Genomic DNA, 19028 nt, shown 5'->3' on the forward strand with positions numbered 1-19028 from the left:
CGTTGGCTTAGTTTTTGATTTTGCCCAGCACGGTGAACGCGATGACGAAGGTCACCGAGATGCCAAACAGTACGGTCGAGATCGCATTGACCTCTGGCGTGACCACCCGCCGCAACTGGCCGAGCATATAGGTCGGCAGCGTATCCTGTCCTGCGGATTTAACAAACTCCGTGATCACCACATCGTCCAGCGAAATCACGAAGGCCAGCATCGCCCCGGCCAGAATTCCCGGCCAGAGCTGGGGCAGGGTGACCCGGCGGAACACCTTGAAAGGGGTGGCATAGAGGTCGGCGGCGGCCTGTTCCAGGCTCAGGTCCATGCCTTGCAGCCGCGCCCGGATCGGCAGGTAGGCAAAGGGGATGCAAAAGGCGGAATGCGCGACGATCAGATAGGCCAGCCCGGTATAGCCGGTCGCGACCTTTATCATCGCGAAGAAGATCAGCAGCGCCACCGCGGTCACGATCTCGGGCACCATCAGGGGCTGGTTGATCATGGCAAAGACCGCCGCCTGTCCCTTGAACTTGCGCGTGCGGGTTGTGGCAAGGGCGGCCAGCACCGCGCAGGTGGTCGAGATGGCAGAGGCCCAAAGCGCGATGATCAGGCTGCGCACGGTGGCCTCCTGCACCTGGTCGTTTTGCCATGCGGATTGATACCAGCGCCAGGAGAACCCCTCCCAGATCGCGACGGAGGTGCCGGAGTTGAAGGAATAGACCACCAGCAGGATGATCGGCAGGTAAAGCAGTACGAAACAGGTGATCGCAATGGTGGTGAAGCCGTTTTGCCGGCTGACGTTGAATGCCTTAGACACGATGCGGCTCCTGGTTCCCGGCGGCGCGGACATAGGCCATCAGGGCCACCATCACGATGGCCAGAAGCGTGATCGACAGCGCCGCCCCCAGCGGCCAGTTGCGGCCCTGGCCGAACTGCAGCTCGATCAGGTTGCCGATCATCAGCTGGTTGCCGCCGCCCATGACGCGGGGCGTCACGTAGGCGCCCAGCGAAGGCACGAAGACCAGGATCGACCCGGCGATGACCCCCGGTTTGACCAGCGGCAGGATCACCCGGCGCAGCACTTTCAGGCGCGTGGCGTAAAGGTCGTATCCGGCCTCGACCAGGCTGAAATCCAGCCGCTCCATCGAAGCATAGAGCGGCAGCACCATCAGGGGCAGATAGACATAGACCATGCCGAGCAGGATCGAGAATTCGGTGAACAGCATCTGGATCGGTGTGTCGATGATACCCAGCCAGATCAGCAGCGTGTTGACCGTGCCTTCCGCCCGGATCAGCTCCACCACTGCAAAGGTGCGGATCAGCAGGTTGGTCCAGAACGGAATGATGATCAGCAGCATCCAGAGATCGCGCTGCTTTTTCGGGCGGGTCGCGATGAAATAGGCGGTGGGAAAGCCGAAGAAAAGGCAGAGCACCGTGGTCATCAGCGACAGTTTCACCGAGCGCCAGAAGATGCTCAGATGCGCGTCGGACCAGCCCAGCGTATCGTCGAAGATGTCGCGTTCCATGACCACGTTGAACCAGGCCTGCCAGGAAGCCTGCCATTCGACACCGCCGTAATCGCCGGGGGTCAGGAAGGAATAGACCAGCGTGATCAGCAAAGGTCCGGCTGCGGCGAAGACAAGGATGAACAGGGCAGGTGCCAGCAGCAGCCAGCGGCGGCGGCTGGCCTGAGTCTCGGCGGCAGAGGACAGATCGGCCATCAGGTCAATCCTTCAGGACCTGACCGATGCCGGGTGCAAAATGCACGCCGACCCGGTCGCCGGAGGAAAACTGCGCCGTCGCATCCGGGCGGTTCTGCTGACGCACCACGAAGCCGGTCCCGTCCTCCAGCGCCACATGGTAATGCGTGTCGGTCCCGAAATAGACAACTTCGCCCAGGGTGCCGGCCAGCAGGCCCTCGGCCTCGGGGCCGATGCTGGCGTGTTCGGGCCGCACGGCGAGCGTGACCTTGCCCTTTTGCGATCCGCTTTCGGCGGCGCGGGCCGCGATCTGTTTGCCAGATGACAGGCGTATCGTGGCGGTTTGCCCGGCAGTCTCGATCAGCTCTGCAGGCAGGAAATTGGTATCCCCGATGAAATCCGCGACAAAGCGCTCGGCGGGCTGGTCGTAGATCTGCCGGGGGTTGCCGATCTGCCGGATTTCGCCCGCGTTCATTACCGCGATCCGGTCCGACATGGTCAGCGCCTCTTCCTGATCGTGGGTGACAAAGACAAAGGTGATCCCGGTCTCCATCTGCAGGCGTTTGAGTTCCAGCTGCATGTCCTTGCGCAGCTTGAAATCCAGCGCGCTGAGCGGTTCGTCCAGCAACAGCACGCGCGGCTTGGGGGCCAGGGCACGGGCCAGTGCCACGCGCTGCTGCTGGCCGCCGGAGATCTGGCCGGTCTGGCGGTCTGCCATCTCCGTCATCTTGACCAGCGCCATCATCTCGTCGACGGTCTGCCTGATCTCCGCCTTGGGTTTGCCCAGCATTTCAAGGCCGAAACTGATGTTCTGGGCCACGGTCAGATGCGGGAACAGGGCATAGCTCTGGAATACCGTGTTCACCGGCCGCTTGTAGGGCGGCAACTCCAGCAGGTTTTCACCATGCATGGTCAGACTGCCCGCCGTCGGGTGCTCGAATCCGGCGATCATCCGCAGCAAGGTTGTCTTGCCGCAGCCCGACGGACCCAGCAGGGTGAAAAATTCGTTGTCCTTTATGTCGATGCTGGCATCCGCCAGCGCAACGACGGGCGGTTGTCCCGGATAGACCTTGCGCAGATTGCGTACACTGATGGCTGTCGCCACTTTTAGCGTTCCCCCTGTTATGGTCTTCTCAACGTCGCCCGAGACTTGGGCAAACACCATGCAATCGAATGATTGCTGCAATAGTCTGGCGAAAAAATACCCCCACGGGGGTATTAAATGACTAATGTTTGGTCTTTTGGGGGTTAGAAATGACAGAGATGCTCAGAGAGGGTGATGTGCTTCGCCTCCAGCGGGCATTTGCCCATTGCAAGGACGAATCGTTCTTTGAGCATTTTCGCAGGCTGCTGCGCGCGCGACTGCGCTTTGATACCTTCCTGATCCTGCGGTTCAGCGACAGCGGCACGCCGCAGGCGCTGGACAGCTGGCTGGCGGATTGTTCGCTCAAGACCTCCTATCCGCGCCATTACCTCGACGGATCCTATCGGCTTGATCCGTTTTTCCAGATGCGCAAGCGGGCCTCGCCCGGTGCAATGTACCGGCTGTCCGAGATCGCGCCGGACCGGTTCTTTTCCGGGGAATATTACCTTCAGTACTACTGCAAGACCGAAATCTGCGACGAGGTTGGTCTGTTGGTCGATCTCAAGGGCGGTGCCACGGGCCATCTGTCGATGAGCAGGCAAGCCGGGCAGGGGCGTTTCAAACGCAAGGAATTGCAATGCCTGCGCCATTTCAGCCCTGTCATGCTGGAGCTGCTGCGCCAGTACTGCGAGTATCGTCAGGACCAGTTGGGCGAAAGGGTCCAGCCGCCGGTCCACAGCCCGCTGGACACGATCATCCGCGATCACGTCACCGCTCTGTCCGGCACCGTCCTGACCCGGCGGGAGGCGCAACTGGCCGCGCTGATCCTGCAGGGGCATTCCAACCTGTCGGCGGCGCTTGACCTTGGTATCGCGCGCGCAACGGTCAAGGTGCACCGGCGCAACATCTACCGCAAACTCGACATTTCCTCGCAGGCGGAATTGTTCGCAGCGCTGAAAGACCTGTTCTGAACGGGTGGGGTGCGGCACTTCAGGTCACACCACCCACCACCCTCAGGTCATCACGTCGGGTTTTGTCCTGCCTGTGCGCCTTTCCAGATCGCTGAGTTCCGCCACCGCCGCCGCGACCTGGGCCAGGGCTGCTTGCGTTTCGATTTCCAGATCGCCCCCGGAGGGCTCATAGCGTTCCAGATAGACCCGCAGCGTCGCCCCTTCGGTCCCGGTGCCGGACAGGCGCAGCACGCCGCGCGCGCCGCCTTCGAAATTGATCCGCAGGCCCTGGTTATCGCTCACCGAACCGTCCACCGGATCGTGGTAGGAAAACTGGTCAGCCTCCGTGATCATCAGCCCGGCGGGGCGCTGGCCGGGCAGGTCGGGCAATGCCGCTTCGAGCGCACCCATCAGCCCGGCTGCGGCAGTGGCGTCGACGGCCTCGTAATCATGCCGCGAGTAATAGTTGCGGCCGTATTCCTTCCAGTGATCCTTGAGGATGTGATGCACCGACTGGCCGCGCACCGCGATGATGTTGAGCCAGAGCAGCACCGCCCAGAGCCCATCCTTTTCGCGCACATGGCTGCTGCCGGTGCCGGCGCTTTCCTCGCCGCAGAGCGTCACCTTGCCCGCGTCCAGCAGGTTACCGAAGAACTTCCACCCCGTGGGGGTTTCGAAACAGGCGATGCCCATGGCCTCTGCCACGCGGTCACAGGCGCGGCTGGTGGGCATCGAGCGCGCAACGCCCGCAATCCCCGCCTTGTAGCCCGGCGCCAGATGGGCATTCGCCGCCAGCACGGCAAGGCTGTCAGAGGGGGTCACGTAAACGCCGCGGCCGAGGATCATGTTGCGGTCCCCGTCCCCATCCGAGGCGGCAGCGAAATCGGGGCCGTCTTCGGCCATCACCATGTCGACCAGCGGCTTTGCCCAGATCGGGTTCGGGTCCGGATGGCCCTTGCCGAAATCGACCGAGGGCACGCCGTTCAGCACGGTGCCTTCGGGCGCGCCCAGCTTTTCCTCAAGAATCGCCCTGGCATAGGGGCCGGTGACGGCATGCATGGCATCGAAGCGCATGGTGAACCCGGCCTGGAACAGCCCTTTGATGGCGTCGAAGTCAAAGAGTTTTTCCATCAACACGGCATAGGCGGCAACCGGGTCGACGATTTCGACCGTCATGCCGCCCAGTGTCGTCTCGCCCGGATCGCCCAGGTCGATATCGTCGGTGTCCAGCGTCTTGTAGCTGCGGATGGTCCTGGTTTCGTCATAGATCGCGGCGGTCACGCTCTCGGGGGCCGGGCCGCCGTTGGAGACGTTGTATTTCAGACCAAAATCCGCGTCGATCCCACCGGGATTGTGGCTGGCCGACAGGATCAGCCCGCCGGAGGCGCTGCGTTTGCGGATCAGGTGCGAAGCCGCCGGCGTGGAGAGCAGCCCGTCCTTGCCGACAATGGCGCGTTTCGCCCCGTTGGCTGCAGCCATCCGCAGAATGGTCTGGATCGCCTCGGCGTTGAAGAACCTTCCATCCCCTCCGATGACAAGGGTCTTGCCCTCGACCCCTTCGATGGCGTTGAAAACGGATTGGACAAAACATTCCACATAGCCCGGCTCCATGAAGACGCGGGTCTTCTTGCGCAGGCCCGAAGTGCCGGGTTTTTGCCCCTCGAAAGGGGTGCAGTCCTGGGTGAGTGTCGTCATGAAATTACCTTTTGTCTTAATCTAACTGTTCTTCGGTCTGGAATTGGCCTGGCCGCATCGGACAGCAAGTTGGCGGCCCGTGCAAGGGGCGGTTGAGCAGGCCGGCGTAACCACGCTGGTCAGGGAACACCCGGCGGCACGAAAGGGTTCCGGCCTGTGCCGCGATGCAGCACCACACCTGATCCGAATAGAGCGGACATCCATGGGCCTCAACGGAAAACCGGTGCTGCGCTGCCTGATTTGCCGAATTAATAAACTAGATTGATTTATTATTCTTGACATCCGGAGGTGAGGCTTTCATCCACTATGGGGCAAGGCCGCGCGCGGGCGCGGCGGTATTCCGGGGGGAAAGTTCATGATCCTGTGCGCGGGCGAGGCCCTGATTGACATGTTGCCAATCCCCGGCCCATCGGGCGGCAGCGGGTTTGCGCCGCATGTGGGCGGGGCGATCTTCAACACGGCCATCGCGCTGGGGCGTCTTGGCGTGCCTGCGGGGATGCTGACGGGCATTTCGACCGATTCCTTCGGCAAGCTGCTGTCGGCGGCGCTGACGGCAAACGGGGTGGATACCGCCCATGTGGTCCATGCCGACCGCCCGACGACACTGGCCTTTGTCGAGCTGAACGGCGGGCAGGCCAGCTACATGTTCTATGATGAGAATTCTGCCGGGCGGATGCTGTCGCCGCAGGAACTGCCGCAGGTGGGCGATGATGTGACGGCGCTCTATTTTGGCGGAATCAGCCTGGCCTGCGAGCCCTGTGCCGATACCTATGCGGATCTGCTGGCGCAGGCGGGGGCGGGACGTGCGGTGATGATCGACCCGAACATCCGCCCCGGTTTTGTCCGCGATGCGAACCGCTTTCGCACCCGGCTGGGGGCGATGCTGCGGCAGGCGGACATCGTCAAGGTCTCTGACGAGGATCTGACCTGGCTTCATCCTGATCCGATGCCCGTGCCGGACAAGGTCAGGGCGCTGCTGGGTCACGGGCCGGCGCTGGTCATTGTGACGCGCGGCGGGGAAGGGGCGACGGCCTATTTGGCCGATGGCACCGAGATGACCGTGCCCGCCTTGCGGGCCGAGGTGGTCGATACCGTGGGGGCCGGCGATACTTTCAACGCGGGCGTTCTGGCCAGCCTCACCGAGCAGGGGTTGCTCAGCAAAGACGCCCTGCGCGGGCTGACGACACAGGCGGTGACTGATGCGCTGACCTTTGGCGCGCGCGTGGCGGCGGTGACCGTCTCCCGCGCGGGCGCGAACCCGCCCTGGGCGCGGGAACTCTAAGGCCTACCCAAGCGCAGGGGCGTGCCTGCAAGGAAGGTATCAAACCCCGCCAGATCGCCCAGCGGGAGGATCGCGGCGACATATTGGTCGGGCCGCACCAGCACCATCGCGCCCCTGTCACGGTCGATGCCGCGCAGGTCGAAGATATCCCGGCCCGCTACCGGATCGGCGGCAAAGATTTTCTCATAGTCGATCAGGCCAAACCGCCCCTTGCGGGGCAAGAGCAGGGCAGGCATCCGGTCGATCTGCAGGCTGCGGTGGGGATGTTGGAAAACACCCCTGACGTCGAGAACCGCGTCCGGGTCACCGTCGGGCACCCGCAGCGCCAACCCCGCGCAGAGCTGGGCCATCGGCCCGCCGTGCGCACCGGTATCGTTCCGGCCCGAAAAGGCGATGAGCCGCCAGCGCCCATCGGCCTTGATCGTATGGGCAAGCTGCATGGGTTTTGCATCGGCCACACGGATCACCGGGGCGGAATGGAACCGCATCCCGATGGGCAGACCCGTCGCCAGCGCTTGATGCGTCCCGTCCGCCGTCAGGACCGACGGGTCATATCGGGTCTCGACCCCTGCGGTATAACGGCCATGCTGACGGAAATAGCGCTGGAATTGCGCGGCCTCGGCGGGGGAGGCCGGTTTGGCGCTGAACAGCCGGGCCATGTCGCGGTCGAAGTCGATCAGCTCCTTCGCCTTGGCGCGGCGTTCTTCTGAATAGGTATTCAACAGCGCGGCATCCGCCTGTCCACGCAAGACGGCGGCCAGCTTCCAGCCCAGGTTGAAGGCATCGGCCATGGAGACATTCATGCCCTGCCCCGCCTTGGGACTATGGGTATGGCAGGCGTCACCCGCGATGAAGATACGCGGGGCCTGCCCGCCTTCAGCTGCATCGTCGAAACTGTCGCAGACCCGTTGCCCGATCTCATAGGCCGACCACCAGGCGACCTGTTTCACGTCAAGCGCATAGGGGGCCATGATGGCCTGCGCCCGGGCGATCAGCGCCTCGGCGGTCAGGTTCTTGTCGGCGGCGCGCTCATCGCCATGCAGCACGTCCATTTCGATGTACATCCGCACCATGTAGCCGCCCTCGCGCGGGATGATCAGGATGCTGCCCTGATCCGCGGACTGGATGGCGCATTTCAGACGGATGTCGGGGAAATCGGTGACTGACAGAATGTCCATCACCCCCCACAGCTGCCGGGTCGCTTCGCCCTTGAGGTGAAGGCCCATTCCGGCCCTGACCGTGCTGCGCGCGCCGTCGCATCCGACCACATAGCGGGCGCGCAGGGTTTCCTGCGTACCGGGGGCGTCAAGGCAGTCAAAGACGGCCCGGACAGGGTAAACGGCATCATCGGTCCGGGTCAGGGACACCAGTGACCGGTTGTAATCCGGTGCCAGTCGGGTCGGGCTGTTGCGCATGACGTCGAGGTAGAAATCATGCACCCGTGCCTGGTTGAGGATGGTATGGGGGAATTCCGACAGCCCTTCCTCCGTGTCCAGGATGCGGTCGGCGCGGGTGATTTCCTTGCCATCGGGACCGGGCCGCCAGAAGGCGACCTCATTCACCCAATAGGCTTCCCTTTGCACCTTTTCGGCAAATCCGAATGCCTCGAACATCTCCATCGAGCGGCAGGCGATGCCATCGGCCTGACCAACCTCCAGCGGGCCGGGTTTGCGTTCCAGGATGCGGGTGGCGATCTCGGGGAAGGCGGACAATTGCGCGGCCAGCGTCAGCCCGGCCGGGCCGCAGCCCACGATCAGCACGTCCAATGTATCGGTCTGTGCCGGCCTGGCGGTATGGTCAGCGACTGCCGGGTCACCGGGGCGGAAACCGTTCAGATGGAATTGCATGAAAGTCCTCCTTGCGGCCAGGGTGGTATGCGCCTGACAGGTCCCCCAGGGCTGCGCCCTATGCCTGCACGGCCTTCATGAAGCGGTCACGGATCACCACCGGGTCCATCGTGATCACCGGATGCCTGGCATTGCCGCTGTCGCATTTGACGACAATCACGGTCATCTTTCCCGACGCCAGCGCCGCCTGAAGCACCTTGCCGGTATCTTCGCCCTGACAGGTCACCACGTTTTCGCAGCCGCAGGCCTCGGCCACTTTCTCAAGCCTGGTCTTCTTGCCCGCATAGGTCGGCTGATCCCCGGTGGACCCATAGGAGCCATTGTCGATGATCATCAGGATGTAATTGTCTGCCACGTTATTGGCGATGGTGGGCAGGGTGCCGAGGTTGGTCAGGACGGAACCGTCGCCGTCGATGGCGATCACCGGCTTGGGTTGCGCCAGTGCCAGCCCCAGCCCGATGGACGAGGCCAGCCCCATGGTGCCCAGCATGTAGAAATTGGTGGGCTGGTCGTCGATGGCATGCAGCTCCTGGCTGGGGATGCCGATGTTGCAGACCACCAGATGGTCACGGATGATCGGTGCGATCTCTTTCAGGATTTCGGAACGGATCATTGGTCGCCATAGCCTCCCCAGAAATTGGCATCGGTCAGGATCGCCACGGGTTTGTTGCACATGAAGGTGTATTTCAGGATGTTGTCGAACTCCTCGACATCCTTCTGCCAGTGGAAGTGGTAGGTGGGGATGTTCAGCTGCGCCAGCAGTGCCTTGGTGTGCACCGCCATCTCCACCTGACAGGCCACGGGTTCGCGCAATTCGCCCCGGTAGGAGATGATCATCGGCAGCGGCATCCGGTAATACTGGATCAGCGTGGCGAGCGTGTTGATCGTCACCCCGATGGCGGTGTTCTGCATGATGATGGCAGGCCGCTTGCCGCCCATGAAGGCCCCGGCACAGAGGCCCATGCCCTCGTCCTCCTTGTTGGAGGGGATGTGGAAGATGTCGTCGCGCGCGTCGATCTCCGCGATCACGCCGGCCAGCTGCTTGCAGGGCACGGTGGTGACAAAGGAGATGTCGTTGGCAACAAGATCATCCGCGATCTTCCTGTCGATGTTCATCGGTTTTCTTGCCTTTCGGTGGGTGCGCCGGGGCGCGCGATTAACGGTAAGAGGTCTGGCACGCACTGTAACATGCGGCGGGTGGGGCGATCAGCCATCGGCGGTCAGATCAAAGGTTTCGTCCGGGAAATACTTCGCCAGACGCACGTCTGCCGCGCGGGCGTGTCCCTCCATCCCCTCCAGCCGCGAAATGCGGGCGGTGGCCAGCGCCACGGGTTTGGAGCCTTCGCGCGTGGCGCGCTGCCATGTCACGATTTTCATGTACTTGTGGACCGAAAGCCCGCCAGTATAGCTGGCCGCACCGGAGGTCGGCAGCACGTGGTTGGTCCCGGTTGCCTTGTCGCCATAAGACACGGTGGTTTCCTCGCCCAGAAACAACGAGCCATAGCAGGTCAGATGCGCCAGCCACCAATCCAGATCATCCGCCTGGACGGTCAGGTGCTCGGGCGCATAACCATCGGAACAGGCGGCCATTTCTGCGCGATCGGAACACAGGATCACCTCTGCATAGTCGCGCCACGCGGCAAAGGCGTTTTCTCGGTTCACCTCGGGCAGGTCCTCGATCAGCCCCGGCACCAGATCCATGACCTTCTCCGCCAGCGCACGGTCATCGGTGACCAGCCAGACCGGAGAGTTGTAGCCATGTTCCGCCTGGCTCACGAGGTCGGTCGCCACCACCATCGGATCGGCCTGCGCATCGGCCAGAATAAGGCTGTCCGTGGGACCGGCGATCATGTCGATGCCCACGCGACCAAACAGGATGCGCTTGGCCTCGGCGACGAACTGGTTGCCGGGACCGACAAGGATATTGGCAGGCGGCAGGCCGAACAGGCCAAAGGTCATCGCGGCCACGCCCTGCACACCGCCCATTGCCATGATCCGGTCCGCGCCGCTGATGTGGGCGGCATAGACGATGGCAGGGGCCACGCCGACACCCGGGCGCGGCGGCGAACAGGCGGTGATGTGACGGCAACCTGCGACCTTGGCGGTGGTCACCGTCATGATCGCACTGGCAATATGGCTGTAGCGCCCGCCGGGCACATAGCAGCCCGCCGCATCCACCGGAATCGCCTTTTGCCCCGCGATCAGGCCGGGCACAATCTCGATCTCCATGTCCGACATGGTGCTTTTCTGCTTTTCGGCAAAGCGTTTCACGTTGTCATGTGCAAACCGGATATCTGCTTTCAGTTTCTCCGGCACCAGCGCGCAGGCGGCTTCGATCTCCTCCGGGGTCATCAGCACATTGCCTTCGTAGCGGTCGAACCTGGCGGCGTATTCCATCGCCTTGGCATCGCCGCCCGTCTCTATGTCGGCAAGGATCGTCTTGACCGTCTCATGCACTTCGGAGGCATCGGATTTTGCGGTCAGCGTGGCTTTCTTCAGGTATTCACGGGCCATGGGGATTCCTGTTTGCAGTTTTCAGAAAACGGCATGTCCGGAAGGGCTGCCCTCTGGCGATCTGTCAGAGAGCGTCCCGGCGGTGCCTGCCAGAAGTCGCAGTTAATCTGTGCATCTGGAGGATGCGCCGCGTCAATGCAGCCGTGGCGTTTTTGCGGATAATCTTATGAGTCCAGTTTTCAGATTAAGCAAATCGAAATCTGTCAATTGGCTATGCGAAATATCGGGGCGTCCCGCGGGGGCGCGGCAGGTTCAGACCCGCAGGTCGCTGTCCCCGGGGCCAAAGACGCTCTTGATGTCGTAGAAAACCTGCGCGGCTTTGCCGTGGGCGCGCAGGGCGGCGGCCCCGGCCTCACAGAACTCCGCATGGGCAACGGCGAGGACAACCGCATCATAGGCACCCTCGGCGGGGGTTTGCACCATGTCGATGCCGAATTCGCGCTGGGCTTCTGCCGGATCGACCCAGGGGTCATGCACATCGACCTCCGCGCCGTAGTCGCGCAATTCGCGGATCAGGTCGATCACGCGGGTATTGCGCAGGTCGGGGCAGTTTTCCTTGAAGGTCAGCCCCAGCACCAGCACCCGCGCGCCGCCGATGGCGATGTCACGCTTGATCATTGCCTTGACCAGTTGGCCCGCCATATAGGCGCCCATCCCGTCGTTCAGCCGCCGCCCCGCCAGGATGATCTGGGGATCATAGCCCAGTTGCTCGGCCTTGTGGGTCAGGTAGTAGGGATCGACCCCGATGCAATGTCCGCCTACCAGACCGGGCTTGAAGGGCAGGAAATTCCACTTGGTCCCGGCGGCGCGCAATACCGCGTCGGTGTCGATGCCCATCCGGCCAAAGATGATCGCCAGTTCATTCATCAGGGCGATGTTCAGGTCCCGCTGGGTGTTCTCGATCACCTTCGCTGCTTCGGCCACGCGGATGCTTTCGGCCTTGTAGGTGCCCGCGGTGATGATCTGGGCATAAAGCGCGTCAACGCGGTCCGCCGCCTCGGGCGTCGAACCGGCGGTGACCTTGCGGATGTCGGGCAGGCGGTGCAGCTTGTCGCCGGGATTGATCCGCTCGGGGCTGTAGCCGCAAAAGAAATCGACGTTGAACCGCAGGCCGGAGCCACGTTCGAGGATCGGCACGCAGTCTTCTTCGGTCGCACCGGGATAGACCGTGCTTTCGAATATCACGAGGTCGCCGGGTTTCAGCACCCGGCTGACGGTCTCTGCGGCACCACGCAGGGGCCCCAGATCGGGGCGCTTGTGGGCGTCAATGGGGGTGGGCACGGTGACGATGTAGATGGTGCAATCGGCAATTTCTGCCGGATCGGTTGCAAAGCCGAGCTGCCGGGCCTCTGCCAACTCCTCCGCCGAGGTCTCGCGCGTGCGGTCACGGCCCGCGCGTAGGTCCGCGATCCTTGTGGCGCTGATGTCAAAGCCGACCACGGGGCGCTGCCTGCCAAAGGCCACGGCGAGCGGCAGGCCGACATAGCCCAGTCCGATGATCGCGATCTTTTCCGCCCCGGCACCCATCCTGGCCACCTTACCTGCCGTAATAGTCGCGGAACCATGCCACGAACTGCGCGATGCCGTCACGCACATCTGTCCGGGGCTGGTAACCGGTGAGGTTGCGCAGCAGCTCCGCATTGGCCCAGGTCGCGGGCACGTCGCCGGTCTGCATCGGCATGTAGTTGCGCTTGGACTCGATGCCCAGTTCGGCCTCGATCGCGTCGATGAAATCCAGCAGGCGCACCTTCTGCGAATTGCCGATGTTCACCACCCGGAAAGGCGCCACCGGCGACAGGCTGTCCCATTCGGGAATGTCGTCCTTGCTGGCGGGGCGCTGGGGCACCGCCTCCATCAGCAGCATGATGCCGCGCACCAGGTCGTCGACAAAGGTAAAGTCGCGGAACATGTCGCCGTGGTTGTAGATGTCGATGGGCCGGCCATCCAGAATGGCATCCACGAATTTGAACAGCGCAAGGTCGGGCCGCCCCCAGGTGCCGTAAACCGTGAAAAAGCGGAACATCGTCGTCGGCAGGTCATGCAGATGGGCATAGGCATGGCCCATGTTCTCATTCGCCTTCTTGGTGGCGGCATAGATGGTCAGCTGGGTTTCGGTCCGGTCCATCTCGGCAAAGGGCATTTCTTCGTTGGCGCCATAGACCGAAGAGGTCGAGGCCATCAGCAGATGTCTGACCTTCAGCTTGCGCGCCGCTTCCATCACGTTGAACGTGCCGATCACATTGCTGTCGAGATAGGCGCGCGGGTTTTCCAGCGAATAACGCACGCCGGCCTGTCCGGCGAGATGCACGACGATCTCGGGCTGGAACGCCTCTGCCACGGACCACAGCAGTTCCTCGTCTTCCAGCTTGCCCACCATGGCCGAGAAACGGGGGTTCTCCAGCAGCATCTCGTGGCGCTTTTCCTTCAGCGTGACGTCGTAGTAATCGGTCAGCGCGTCATAGCCCTGCACCTCGAACCCTTCGGCCAGCAGGCGGCGGGCAAGGTGAAAGCCGATGAAGCCGGCGGTGCCGGTGACAAGTACGCGTGTCATCGGCCTGTTCCCGCATGTCCCGCGTCGGGGCGGGCCGGGGTGTGAATCTGGAAATGGATCAAGGCGACACCTGACACATGATTGGGTTTGTTTTGTGCCACGGTGGCTGGGCCCGCGTTTCGGCGACCCTCAGGGAAATAGGCAATTGCGGGCCACTTACAACCTGCCGGGGCGGGAATACAAGCGCAAGGGTGCTATGCATGCGCCCATTGGCACGGGTGAAGATGCCGCTGTGCCGACAGTCGGGCGATGCCGAGGCAGCACTATCCCAAACGCTCTGCCAGCCCTTCCAGCATGTCGATGCAGGCCGCAAGTTCGCTGATCGCGACGTATTCGTCGGGTTTGTGGGCCTGTTCGATGGACCCCGGCCCGCAGACAACGGCGGCCATGCCAAGCTGCTGGAAAATGCCTGCCTCCGTCCCGAAAGATACCACATCGGTCCCGTTCGCGCCGGTCAGCGACATCACCAGGTCACGGGCGGCGTTCTCGGCCATGACCTCAAGCCCGATGGTTTCGCCGATGACTTCGGTGACGATATCGGCGTCTGGCCAGACTGCGCGCATCCGCGGCAGCAGGACCTTGGAGGCATAGTCGCGCATTGTCTTGTTGATGTGGTGGAAATCGGCGGATTGGACCGGGCGCATGTCCCATTCCACCGATGCAAACCCCGGTATCACGTTATGCGCCACGCCCCCGTGCAGCGAGCCGACGTTGATGGTGCTGTGCGGCGGGTCAAAGGCGCTGCCCGCAGGCGCGCGGGCTTTCAATTCGTCGTTCAGCTCCATCAGCCGGGTGATGTAGCGCACGGCGTATTCCACCGCGTTCACGCCAAGGTGCGGCAGGGAGCCGTGGCCCTCGCGCCCGGTGAAATGCGTGGAATATTCGCAGCAGCCCTTGTGGCCTTCGATCACCCGCATTTCGGTGGGTTCCCCGATGATGGCAAGCGACGGGCGGTCGCCACGCGTTGCCAGTTGGTCGGCCAGCGCCTTGGCGCCCAGGCAGCCGGTTTCCTCGTCATAGGTGAATGCAAAGTGAACGGGGCGTCGGGTGGCTTTCGCCGCAAACAGGGGGGCAAGGGCGACAGTGGCGGCGATAAAGCCCTTCATGTCGCAGGTGCCGCGCCCGTACAGGCGGCCGTCCCTTTCGGTCATGGCAAAGGGATTGCTCGCCCAGATCTGATCGGTGATCGGCACCACATCCGTATGTCCGGCCAGCAGGATGCCCCCCGGCACTTCCGGCCCCATGGTGGCATATAGGTTGGCCTTGGCCCCGCTGTCGTCGTGATACACATCCACCCGCGCGCCTGCGTCTTCCAGACGCGCGGCCAGATCGTCGATGATCGCAAGGTTGCTGTCCGAGGAAACGGTGGGATAGCCGATGAGATCGGACAGGATTGCCGTGGTGGAGTCTAGAGGTCGCATGGTCAGTCCTTGATGAAGAGCTTGCGTTCGATGCCGCAGAAGGGCTGCGCCCGGCCGTCCTCGGTGATCAGGATGCTTTCCGTGATCTCCAGCCCCCAGTCGTCCATCCAGAGACCGGGCATGAAATGGAAGGTCATGTCGGCTTTCAGCACGCTTTCGTCCTCGGGGCGCAGCGACATGGTGCGTTCGCCCCAGTCGGGCGGATAGCTGAGGCCGATGGAATAGCCACAGCGCGCGCCGCGTTCGATGCCGGCCTTGTCCATCGCGGTGCCAAGGGCGTTGGCGACATCCTGGGTCCGGTTGCCTGCGCGCGCCTTGTCCAGCCCGGCCTCCAGCCCCTCGATCAGCGCTTCTTCGCCGCGTTTGATGTGGTCGGGCGGGGTGCCGAGCATGACAGAGCGTGACAGCGGTACATGATAGCGGCGGTAGCAGCCGGCGAGTTCAAAGAAGGTCACCTCGCCCGTCTTCATCACATCGCCGTTCCAGGTCAGATGCGGGGCGGCGGCGTCGGTGCCGGAGGGCATCAGCGGCACAATCGCGGGGTAATCGCCCCAGGTTTCGCCAACGCCTGTGATGCCCGATGCCATGATCTCTGCCGCGAGTTCATTCTTGCGCAGGCCGGGTGCGGCGCGGTCGATGGCCAGCTGGATGATCTTTTCGGTGATCGTCGCGGCCCTGCGCATGAAGGTCAGCTCTTCCTCCGACTTGACGGCGCGTTGCCAGTTCACCAGGGCCGTGGCATCGACGATTGTCGCGTCGGGCAGGGAGGTGACAAGGGTCGTATGGGCCTTGGCGGAGAAGTAGTAATTGTCCATCTCGACGCCGATCCGCCCCCGTGCCAGCCCGCGCGCCGCAAGCTTGGCGGAGAGATCCTGCATCGGGTGACGCTCTGTCGATTGCACAAAATCATCGGTGTAGAATTCCACATCCGTGACGGCCCGGTTCACCGTGCGCAGGGCGCCGTTGCTGTCCTGCCTGCGGCCCCACCAGAAGGGGGTGCCGTCAATGGGCAGGATCACGGCCTGATGGACGTAGAAGGACCAGCCGTCATAGCCCGTCAGCCAGGCCTGGTTCGATGGATCGGTGGCAATCAGCACGTCGATCCCGGCGCGCGCCATGGCGGCACGGGTCAGGTTCAGGCGGCGCTCATATTCCTGTGGTGAAAACGGCGTTGGATCGGTCAGGGTCAAGGGGGCCTCCTGCAGTTGTCAGCGGAGGCTACGCGTTGACAGGGCGGCACACAATACATTAGCCAGTTTGTATATGGCCCGCGATGGCGTCGCAGTTTCCGGCCATTTTCCCCATCCTGTACGCCCGGATATTTTCTTTGACCTGGCCGCGCCGCGCGCGTCCGATCCAATTGAGGATACTTCGATGCCTGATCTTTCCAACCGCCCGCAGTCCTTCACCAGCCACAACGGCGACAAGGCACCGCTGCCTTTTTCGGCGGCCGAATATGACCGGCGGCTGTCCGGGCTGCGCAAGATCATGGCGGCGCGGGACATTCCCGCGGTGCTGCTGACGTCGATGCACAACATCGCCTATTACTCGGGGTTTCTCTATTGCAGCTTCGGGCGGCCTTACGGGTGCGTGGTGACGCAGGATACCTGCACCACCGTCAGCGCCAATATCGACGCGGGACAGCCCTGGCGGCGGTCGCATGGCGATAATGTCATCTACACCGACTGGGCGCGGAACAATTACTGGCGTGCGGTGGCGGGGTTGATTGGTGGCGCGCGGCGATTGGGGATCGAGGCCGATCACCTGACCCTCGCCGCGCGCGACACGCTGGCAGAGATGCTGGGCGCACCCGAACTGGTGGATATCGCGGGCGATACCATGGCCGCGCGGATGATAAAGTCCGGGGAGGAAATTGCCCTGATCCGCGAAGGCGCGCGCATTGCCGACCATGGCGGAGAGGCGATCCGCGCCGCGATCAGGGCTGGCACGCGGGAGATCGACGTGGCCATGGCCGGGCGCAACGCAATGGAGCTTGAGATTGCCCGCGCCCATCCCGACAGCGAATTGCGCGACAGCTGGGTGTGGTTCCAGTCTGGGCTGAACACCGACGGGGCGCATAACCCGGTCACGACGCGCAAACTGGAGCGGGGCGATATCCTCAGCCTCAATACCTTTCCGATGATCTCGGGCTATTACACCGCTTTGGAACGCACCTTGTTTCTGGGCGAACCGGACAAGGCCAGCCGCAGGATGTGGGAGGCGAATGTGGCGGCGCATGAACTGGGCCTGTCGCTGATCCGCCCCGGTGCGACCTGTTCGGGGATCTGCGACGAGATCAACCGCTTCTTCGCGGATCAGGGTCTGTTGCAATACCGATCCTTCGGCTACGGCCATTCCTTCGGCATCCTGTCGCATTACTATGGCCGGGAGGCGGGGTTGGAACTGCGTGAGGATATTGATACCGTTCTGGAGCCGGGCATGGTGGTGTCGATGGAGCCGATGATCTGGGTGCCGCAGGGCATTGCCGGGGCAGGTGGCTACCGCGAGCACGACATCCTTGTGGTTGGCGGCAACGGGGTCGAGAATATCACCAAATTCGCCTATGGCCCGGAAGCGAACATCATCGACGCATAGAAGGACGCGCAACATGCTGACGAACGACGTATTGGACAAATGGGACCGCGAGAATTTCTTTCACCCGTCCACACATCTGGCGCAGCATGCGCGCGGCGAAAGCCCGGCGCGGATCATCAAGGGGGCCGAGGGCAGTCACATCATCGACCGTGACGGCAACCGGCTCCTCGACGGATTCGCCGGGCTCTATTGCGTGAACGCGGGCTATGGCCAGCGCGCGATCACCGATGCCATCGCCGCTCAGGCACATGAGCTGAGCTATTACCATTCCTACGCCGGCCACGGGACAGAAGCCTCGATCACGCTGGCCCGGATGGTGATGGAACGCGCGCCTGCGCATATGTCGAAGGTCTATTTCGGGCTTGGCGGATCGGACGCGAACGAGACCAACATCAAGCTGCTCTGGTACTACAACAACATCCTGGGCCGGCCGCAGAAGAAAAAGATCATCAGCCGCTGGCGCGGTTACCACGGATCGGGCCTGATGACCGGCTCACTCACCGGGCTGGGGTTGTTCCACGCCAAGTTCGATCTGCCGATGGCCGGGGTCCTGCATACGGTCGCGCCGGACTTCTTCCGCCGCGAGAACCTCGACCAGACCGAGGCGGAGTTCGTGGCCCACTGCGTGGCCGACCTGGAGGCGATCATCGACCGGGAGGGGGCCGATACCATCGCGGCTTTCATCGGGGAGCCGGTTCTGGGCACCGGGGGCATCGTGCCGCCACCGGAGGGCTATTGGGATGCCATCCAGGCGGTGCTGCAAAAGCACGACATCGCGCTGATTGCGGATGAGGTCGTGACGGGCTTTGGTCGTCTGGGCACCATGTTCGGCTCCGATCATTACGGGCTGAAACCCGATTTCATCACCATCGCAAAGGGCCTCACCTCGGCCTATGCGCCGCTGTCGGGTTCCATCGTGTCCGACCGGGTCTGGAAAGTGCTTGAGCAGGGCACGGATGAAAACGGCCCGCTCGGCCACGGCTGGACCTATTCCGCGCATCCCATCGGGGCAGCGGCCGGGGTCGCGAACCTGCAGGTGATCGACGATCAGAAACTGGTAGAGAATGCCGCCACCGTGGGGCCCTATCTGCACCGCAAGATGCAGGAGGCGCTTGGCGACCACCCGCATGTGGGCGACATCCGGGGTGCCGGGATGCTCTGTGCCGTGGAACTGGTCGAGAATCGGGGCGACCGGGCGTTCTATGATCCGGCCAGGAAAATCGGCCCACAGGTGGCGGCAGCGCTGCTCTCAAGCGGGGTCATCGGGCGGGCGATGCCGCAAAGCGACATCATCGGTTTCGCGCCGCCCTTCTGTCTGACCGAGGCAGAAGCGGACGAGATTGTCGCAAAAACAACCCAAGCGGTCGTTGAGGTCATAGGCGTCGCATAAAGAATAAT

Annotated in this window: 16 protein-coding genes; 4 read left to right on the plus strand and 12 right to left on the minus strand. The window is 63.0% G+C overall.

Going from position 1 to position 19028, the window contains the following annotated elements; all coding sequences use genetic code 11:
- Nucleotides 1-7: 7 nt before the first annotated feature.
- The 3 genes from ACWNZ3_RS03855 to ACWNZ3_RS03865 are packed head-to-tail and all read right to left on the minus strand — an operon-like array spanning nucleotide 8 to nucleotide 2796.
- The gene (locus ACWNZ3_RS03855) at nucleotides 8-808 is read right to left on the minus strand and encodes an ABC transporter permease (protein WP_269365736.1); all 801 of its coding nucleotides are present in this window, start codon (nucleotides 806-808) and stop codon (nucleotides 8-10) included.
- Nucleotides 801-1712, minus strand: coding sequence for an ABC transporter permease (locus ACWNZ3_RS03860; RefSeq protein WP_269365738.1), 912 nt, complete (start codon nucleotides 1710-1712; stop codon nucleotides 801-803). The genes ACWNZ3_RS03855 and ACWNZ3_RS03860 overlap by 8 nt, the downstream gene beginning before the upstream one ends.
- 4 nt (nucleotides 1713-1716) lie before the next feature.
- A complete protein-coding gene (locus tag ACWNZ3_RS03865) occupies nucleotides 1717-2796 on the minus strand; it encodes an ABC transporter ATP-binding protein (protein ID WP_240313039.1) in 1080 nt (359 codons plus the stop codon).
- Between the two features lie 149 nt (nucleotides 2797-2945).
- Here ACWNZ3_RS03865 and ACWNZ3_RS03870 point away from each other — a divergent pair, with 149 nt between their 5' ends.
- Entirely contained in the window at nucleotides 2946-3746 is an 801-nt protein-coding gene (locus ACWNZ3_RS03870) for a helix-turn-helix domain-containing protein (protein ID WP_496901255.1), read from the plus strand.
- A gap of 42 nt (nucleotides 3747-3788) precedes the next feature.
- On the opposite strand, the gene ACWNZ3_RS03875 is transcribed toward ACWNZ3_RS03870, so the two are convergent.
- Complete coding sequence (locus ACWNZ3_RS03875; protein WP_496901256.1) at nucleotides 3789-5420, minus strand: alpha-D-glucose phosphate-specific phosphoglucomutase; 1632 nt, start codon at nucleotides 5418-5420, stop codon at nucleotides 3789-3791.
- 355 nt (nucleotides 5421-5775) lie between these two features.
- On the opposite strand from ACWNZ3_RS03875, the gene ACWNZ3_RS03880 reads away from it, so the two are divergent.
- On the plus strand, nucleotides 5776-6702 hold the full coding sequence (locus ACWNZ3_RS03880) for a carbohydrate kinase family protein (protein ID WP_496901257.1): 927 nt from the start codon (nucleotides 5776-5778) through the stop codon (nucleotides 6700-6702).
- Here ACWNZ3_RS03880 and ACWNZ3_RS03885 read toward each other — a convergent pair.
- From ACWNZ3_RS03885 to ACWNZ3_RS03920, 8 genes are all read right to left on the minus strand, one after another.
- Nucleotides 6699-8549, minus strand: coding sequence for an FAD-dependent monooxygenase (locus ACWNZ3_RS03885; protein ID WP_496901258.1), 1851 nt, complete (start codon nucleotides 8547-8549; stop codon nucleotides 6699-6701). The genes ACWNZ3_RS03880 and ACWNZ3_RS03885 overlap by 4 nt on opposite strands.
- Nucleotides 8550-8607: 58 nt before the next feature.
- A complete protein-coding gene (comE, locus tag ACWNZ3_RS03890) occupies nucleotides 8608-9162 on the minus strand; it encodes a sulfopyruvate decarboxylase subunit beta (protein ID WP_269365747.1) in 555 nt (184 codons plus the stop codon).
- Entirely contained in the window at nucleotides 9159-9665 is a 507-nt protein-coding gene (locus tag ACWNZ3_RS03895) for a sulfopyruvate decarboxylase subunit alpha (RefSeq protein ID WP_496901259.1), read from the minus strand. The genes comE and ACWNZ3_RS03895 overlap by 4 nt, the downstream gene beginning before the upstream one ends.
- Before the next feature lie 90 nt (nucleotides 9666-9755).
- Nucleotides 9756-11063 carry a histidinol dehydrogenase gene (gene hisD / locus ACWNZ3_RS03900; RefSeq protein ID WP_496901260.1) on the minus strand — a complete coding sequence of 436 codons (1308 nt, stop codon included), beginning with the start codon at nucleotides 11061-11063 and terminating at the stop codon, nucleotides 9756-9758.
- A 252-nt stretch (nucleotides 11064-11315) separates the two neighbouring features.
- Complete coding sequence (tviB, locus tag ACWNZ3_RS03905) at nucleotides 11316-12590, minus strand: Vi polysaccharide biosynthesis UDP-N-acetylglucosamine C-6 dehydrogenase TviB (RefSeq protein WP_496901261.1); 1275 nt, start codon at nucleotides 12588-12590, stop codon at nucleotides 11316-11318.
- 10 nt (nucleotides 12591-12600) lie between these two features.
- Nucleotides 12601-13614: an NAD-dependent epimerase/dehydratase family protein gene (locus ACWNZ3_RS03910; RefSeq protein WP_496901262.1), complete on the minus strand. Its 1014-nt coding sequence runs from the start codon at nucleotides 13612-13614 to the stop codon at nucleotides 12601-12603.
- A 263-nt stretch (nucleotides 13615-13877) separates the two neighbouring features.
- A complete protein-coding gene (gene argE / locus ACWNZ3_RS03915) occupies nucleotides 13878-15035 on the minus strand; it encodes an acetylornithine deacetylase (protein WP_496901263.1) in 1158 nt (385 codons plus the stop codon).
- A 2-nt stretch (nucleotides 15036-15037) separates the two neighbouring features.
- A complete protein-coding gene (locus ACWNZ3_RS03920; RefSeq protein WP_496901881.1) occupies nucleotides 15038-16219 on the minus strand; it encodes a M24 family metallopeptidase in 1182 nt (393 codons plus the stop codon).
- Between the two features lie 190 nt (nucleotides 16220-16409).
- Here ACWNZ3_RS03920 and ACWNZ3_RS03925 point away from each other — a divergent pair, with 190 nt between their 5' ends.
- Nucleotides 16410-17630: an aminopeptidase P family protein gene (locus ACWNZ3_RS03925; protein WP_496901264.1), complete on the plus strand. Its 1221-nt coding sequence runs from the start codon at nucleotides 16410-16412 to the stop codon at nucleotides 17628-17630.
- Between the two features lie 13 nt (nucleotides 17631-17643).
- Nucleotides 17644-19020 (plus strand): aspartate aminotransferase family protein, encoded by a 1377-nt coding sequence (locus ACWNZ3_RS03930; RefSeq protein WP_496901265.1) that lies wholly within the window; start codon nucleotides 17644-17646, stop codon nucleotides 19018-19020.
- Nucleotides 19021-19028: the final 8 nt, after the last annotated feature.

It is taken from the genome of Sulfitobacter sp. IGS-18 (assembly GCF_059628195.1).

Bases quoted from the DNA above. Each gene is read 5' to 3' on its own strand.
- ACWNZ3_RS03880 (WP_496901257.1), top strand. From the start codon at position 5,776: ATGATCCTGTGCGCGGGCGAGGCCCTGATTGACATGTTGCCAATCCCC.
- ACWNZ3_RS03895 (WP_496901259.1), bottom strand. From the start codon at position 9,665: ATGAACATCGACAGGAAGATCGCGGATGATCTTGTTGCCAACGACATC.
- comE (WP_269365747.1), bottom strand. From the start codon at position 9,162: ATGATCCGTTCCGAAATCCTGAAAGAGATCGCACCGATCATCCGTGAC.
- ACWNZ3_RS03925 (WP_496901264.1), top strand. From the start codon at position 16,410: ATGCCTGATCTTTCCAACCGCCCGCAGTCCTTCACCAGCCACAACGGC.
- ACWNZ3_RS03885 (WP_496901258.1), bottom strand. From the start codon at position 8,549: ATGCAATTCCATCTGAACGGTTTCCGCCCCGGTGACCCGGCAGTCGCT.
- ACWNZ3_RS03860 (WP_269365738.1), bottom strand. From the start codon at position 1,712: ATGGCCGATCTGTCCTCTGCCGCCGAGACTCAGGCCAGCCGCCGCCGC.
- hisD (WP_496901260.1), bottom strand. From the start codon at position 11,063: ATGGCCCGTGAATACCTGAAGAAAGCCACGCTGACCGCAAAATCCGAT.
- ACWNZ3_RS03910 (WP_496901262.1), bottom strand. From the start codon at position 13,614: ATGACACGCGTACTTGTCACCGGCACCGCCGGCTTCATCGGCTTTCAC.
- ACWNZ3_RS03875 (WP_496901256.1), bottom strand. From the start codon at position 5,420: ATGACGACACTCACCCAGGACTGCACCCCTTTCGAGGGGCAAAAACCC.
- argE (WP_496901263.1), bottom strand. From the start codon at position 15,035: ATGCGACCTCTAGACTCCACCACGGCAATCCTGTCCGATCTCATCGGC.
- tviB (WP_496901261.1), bottom strand. From the start codon at position 12,590: ATGGGTGCCGGGGCGGAAAAGATCGCGATCATCGGACTGGGCTATGTC.
- ACWNZ3_RS03870 (WP_496901255.1), top strand. From the start codon at position 2,946: ATGACAGAGATGCTCAGAGAGGGTGATGTGCTTCGCCTCCAGCGGGCA.
- ACWNZ3_RS03930 (WP_496901265.1), top strand. From the start codon at position 17,644: ATGCTGACGAACGACGTATTGGACAAATGGGACCGCGAGAATTTCTTT.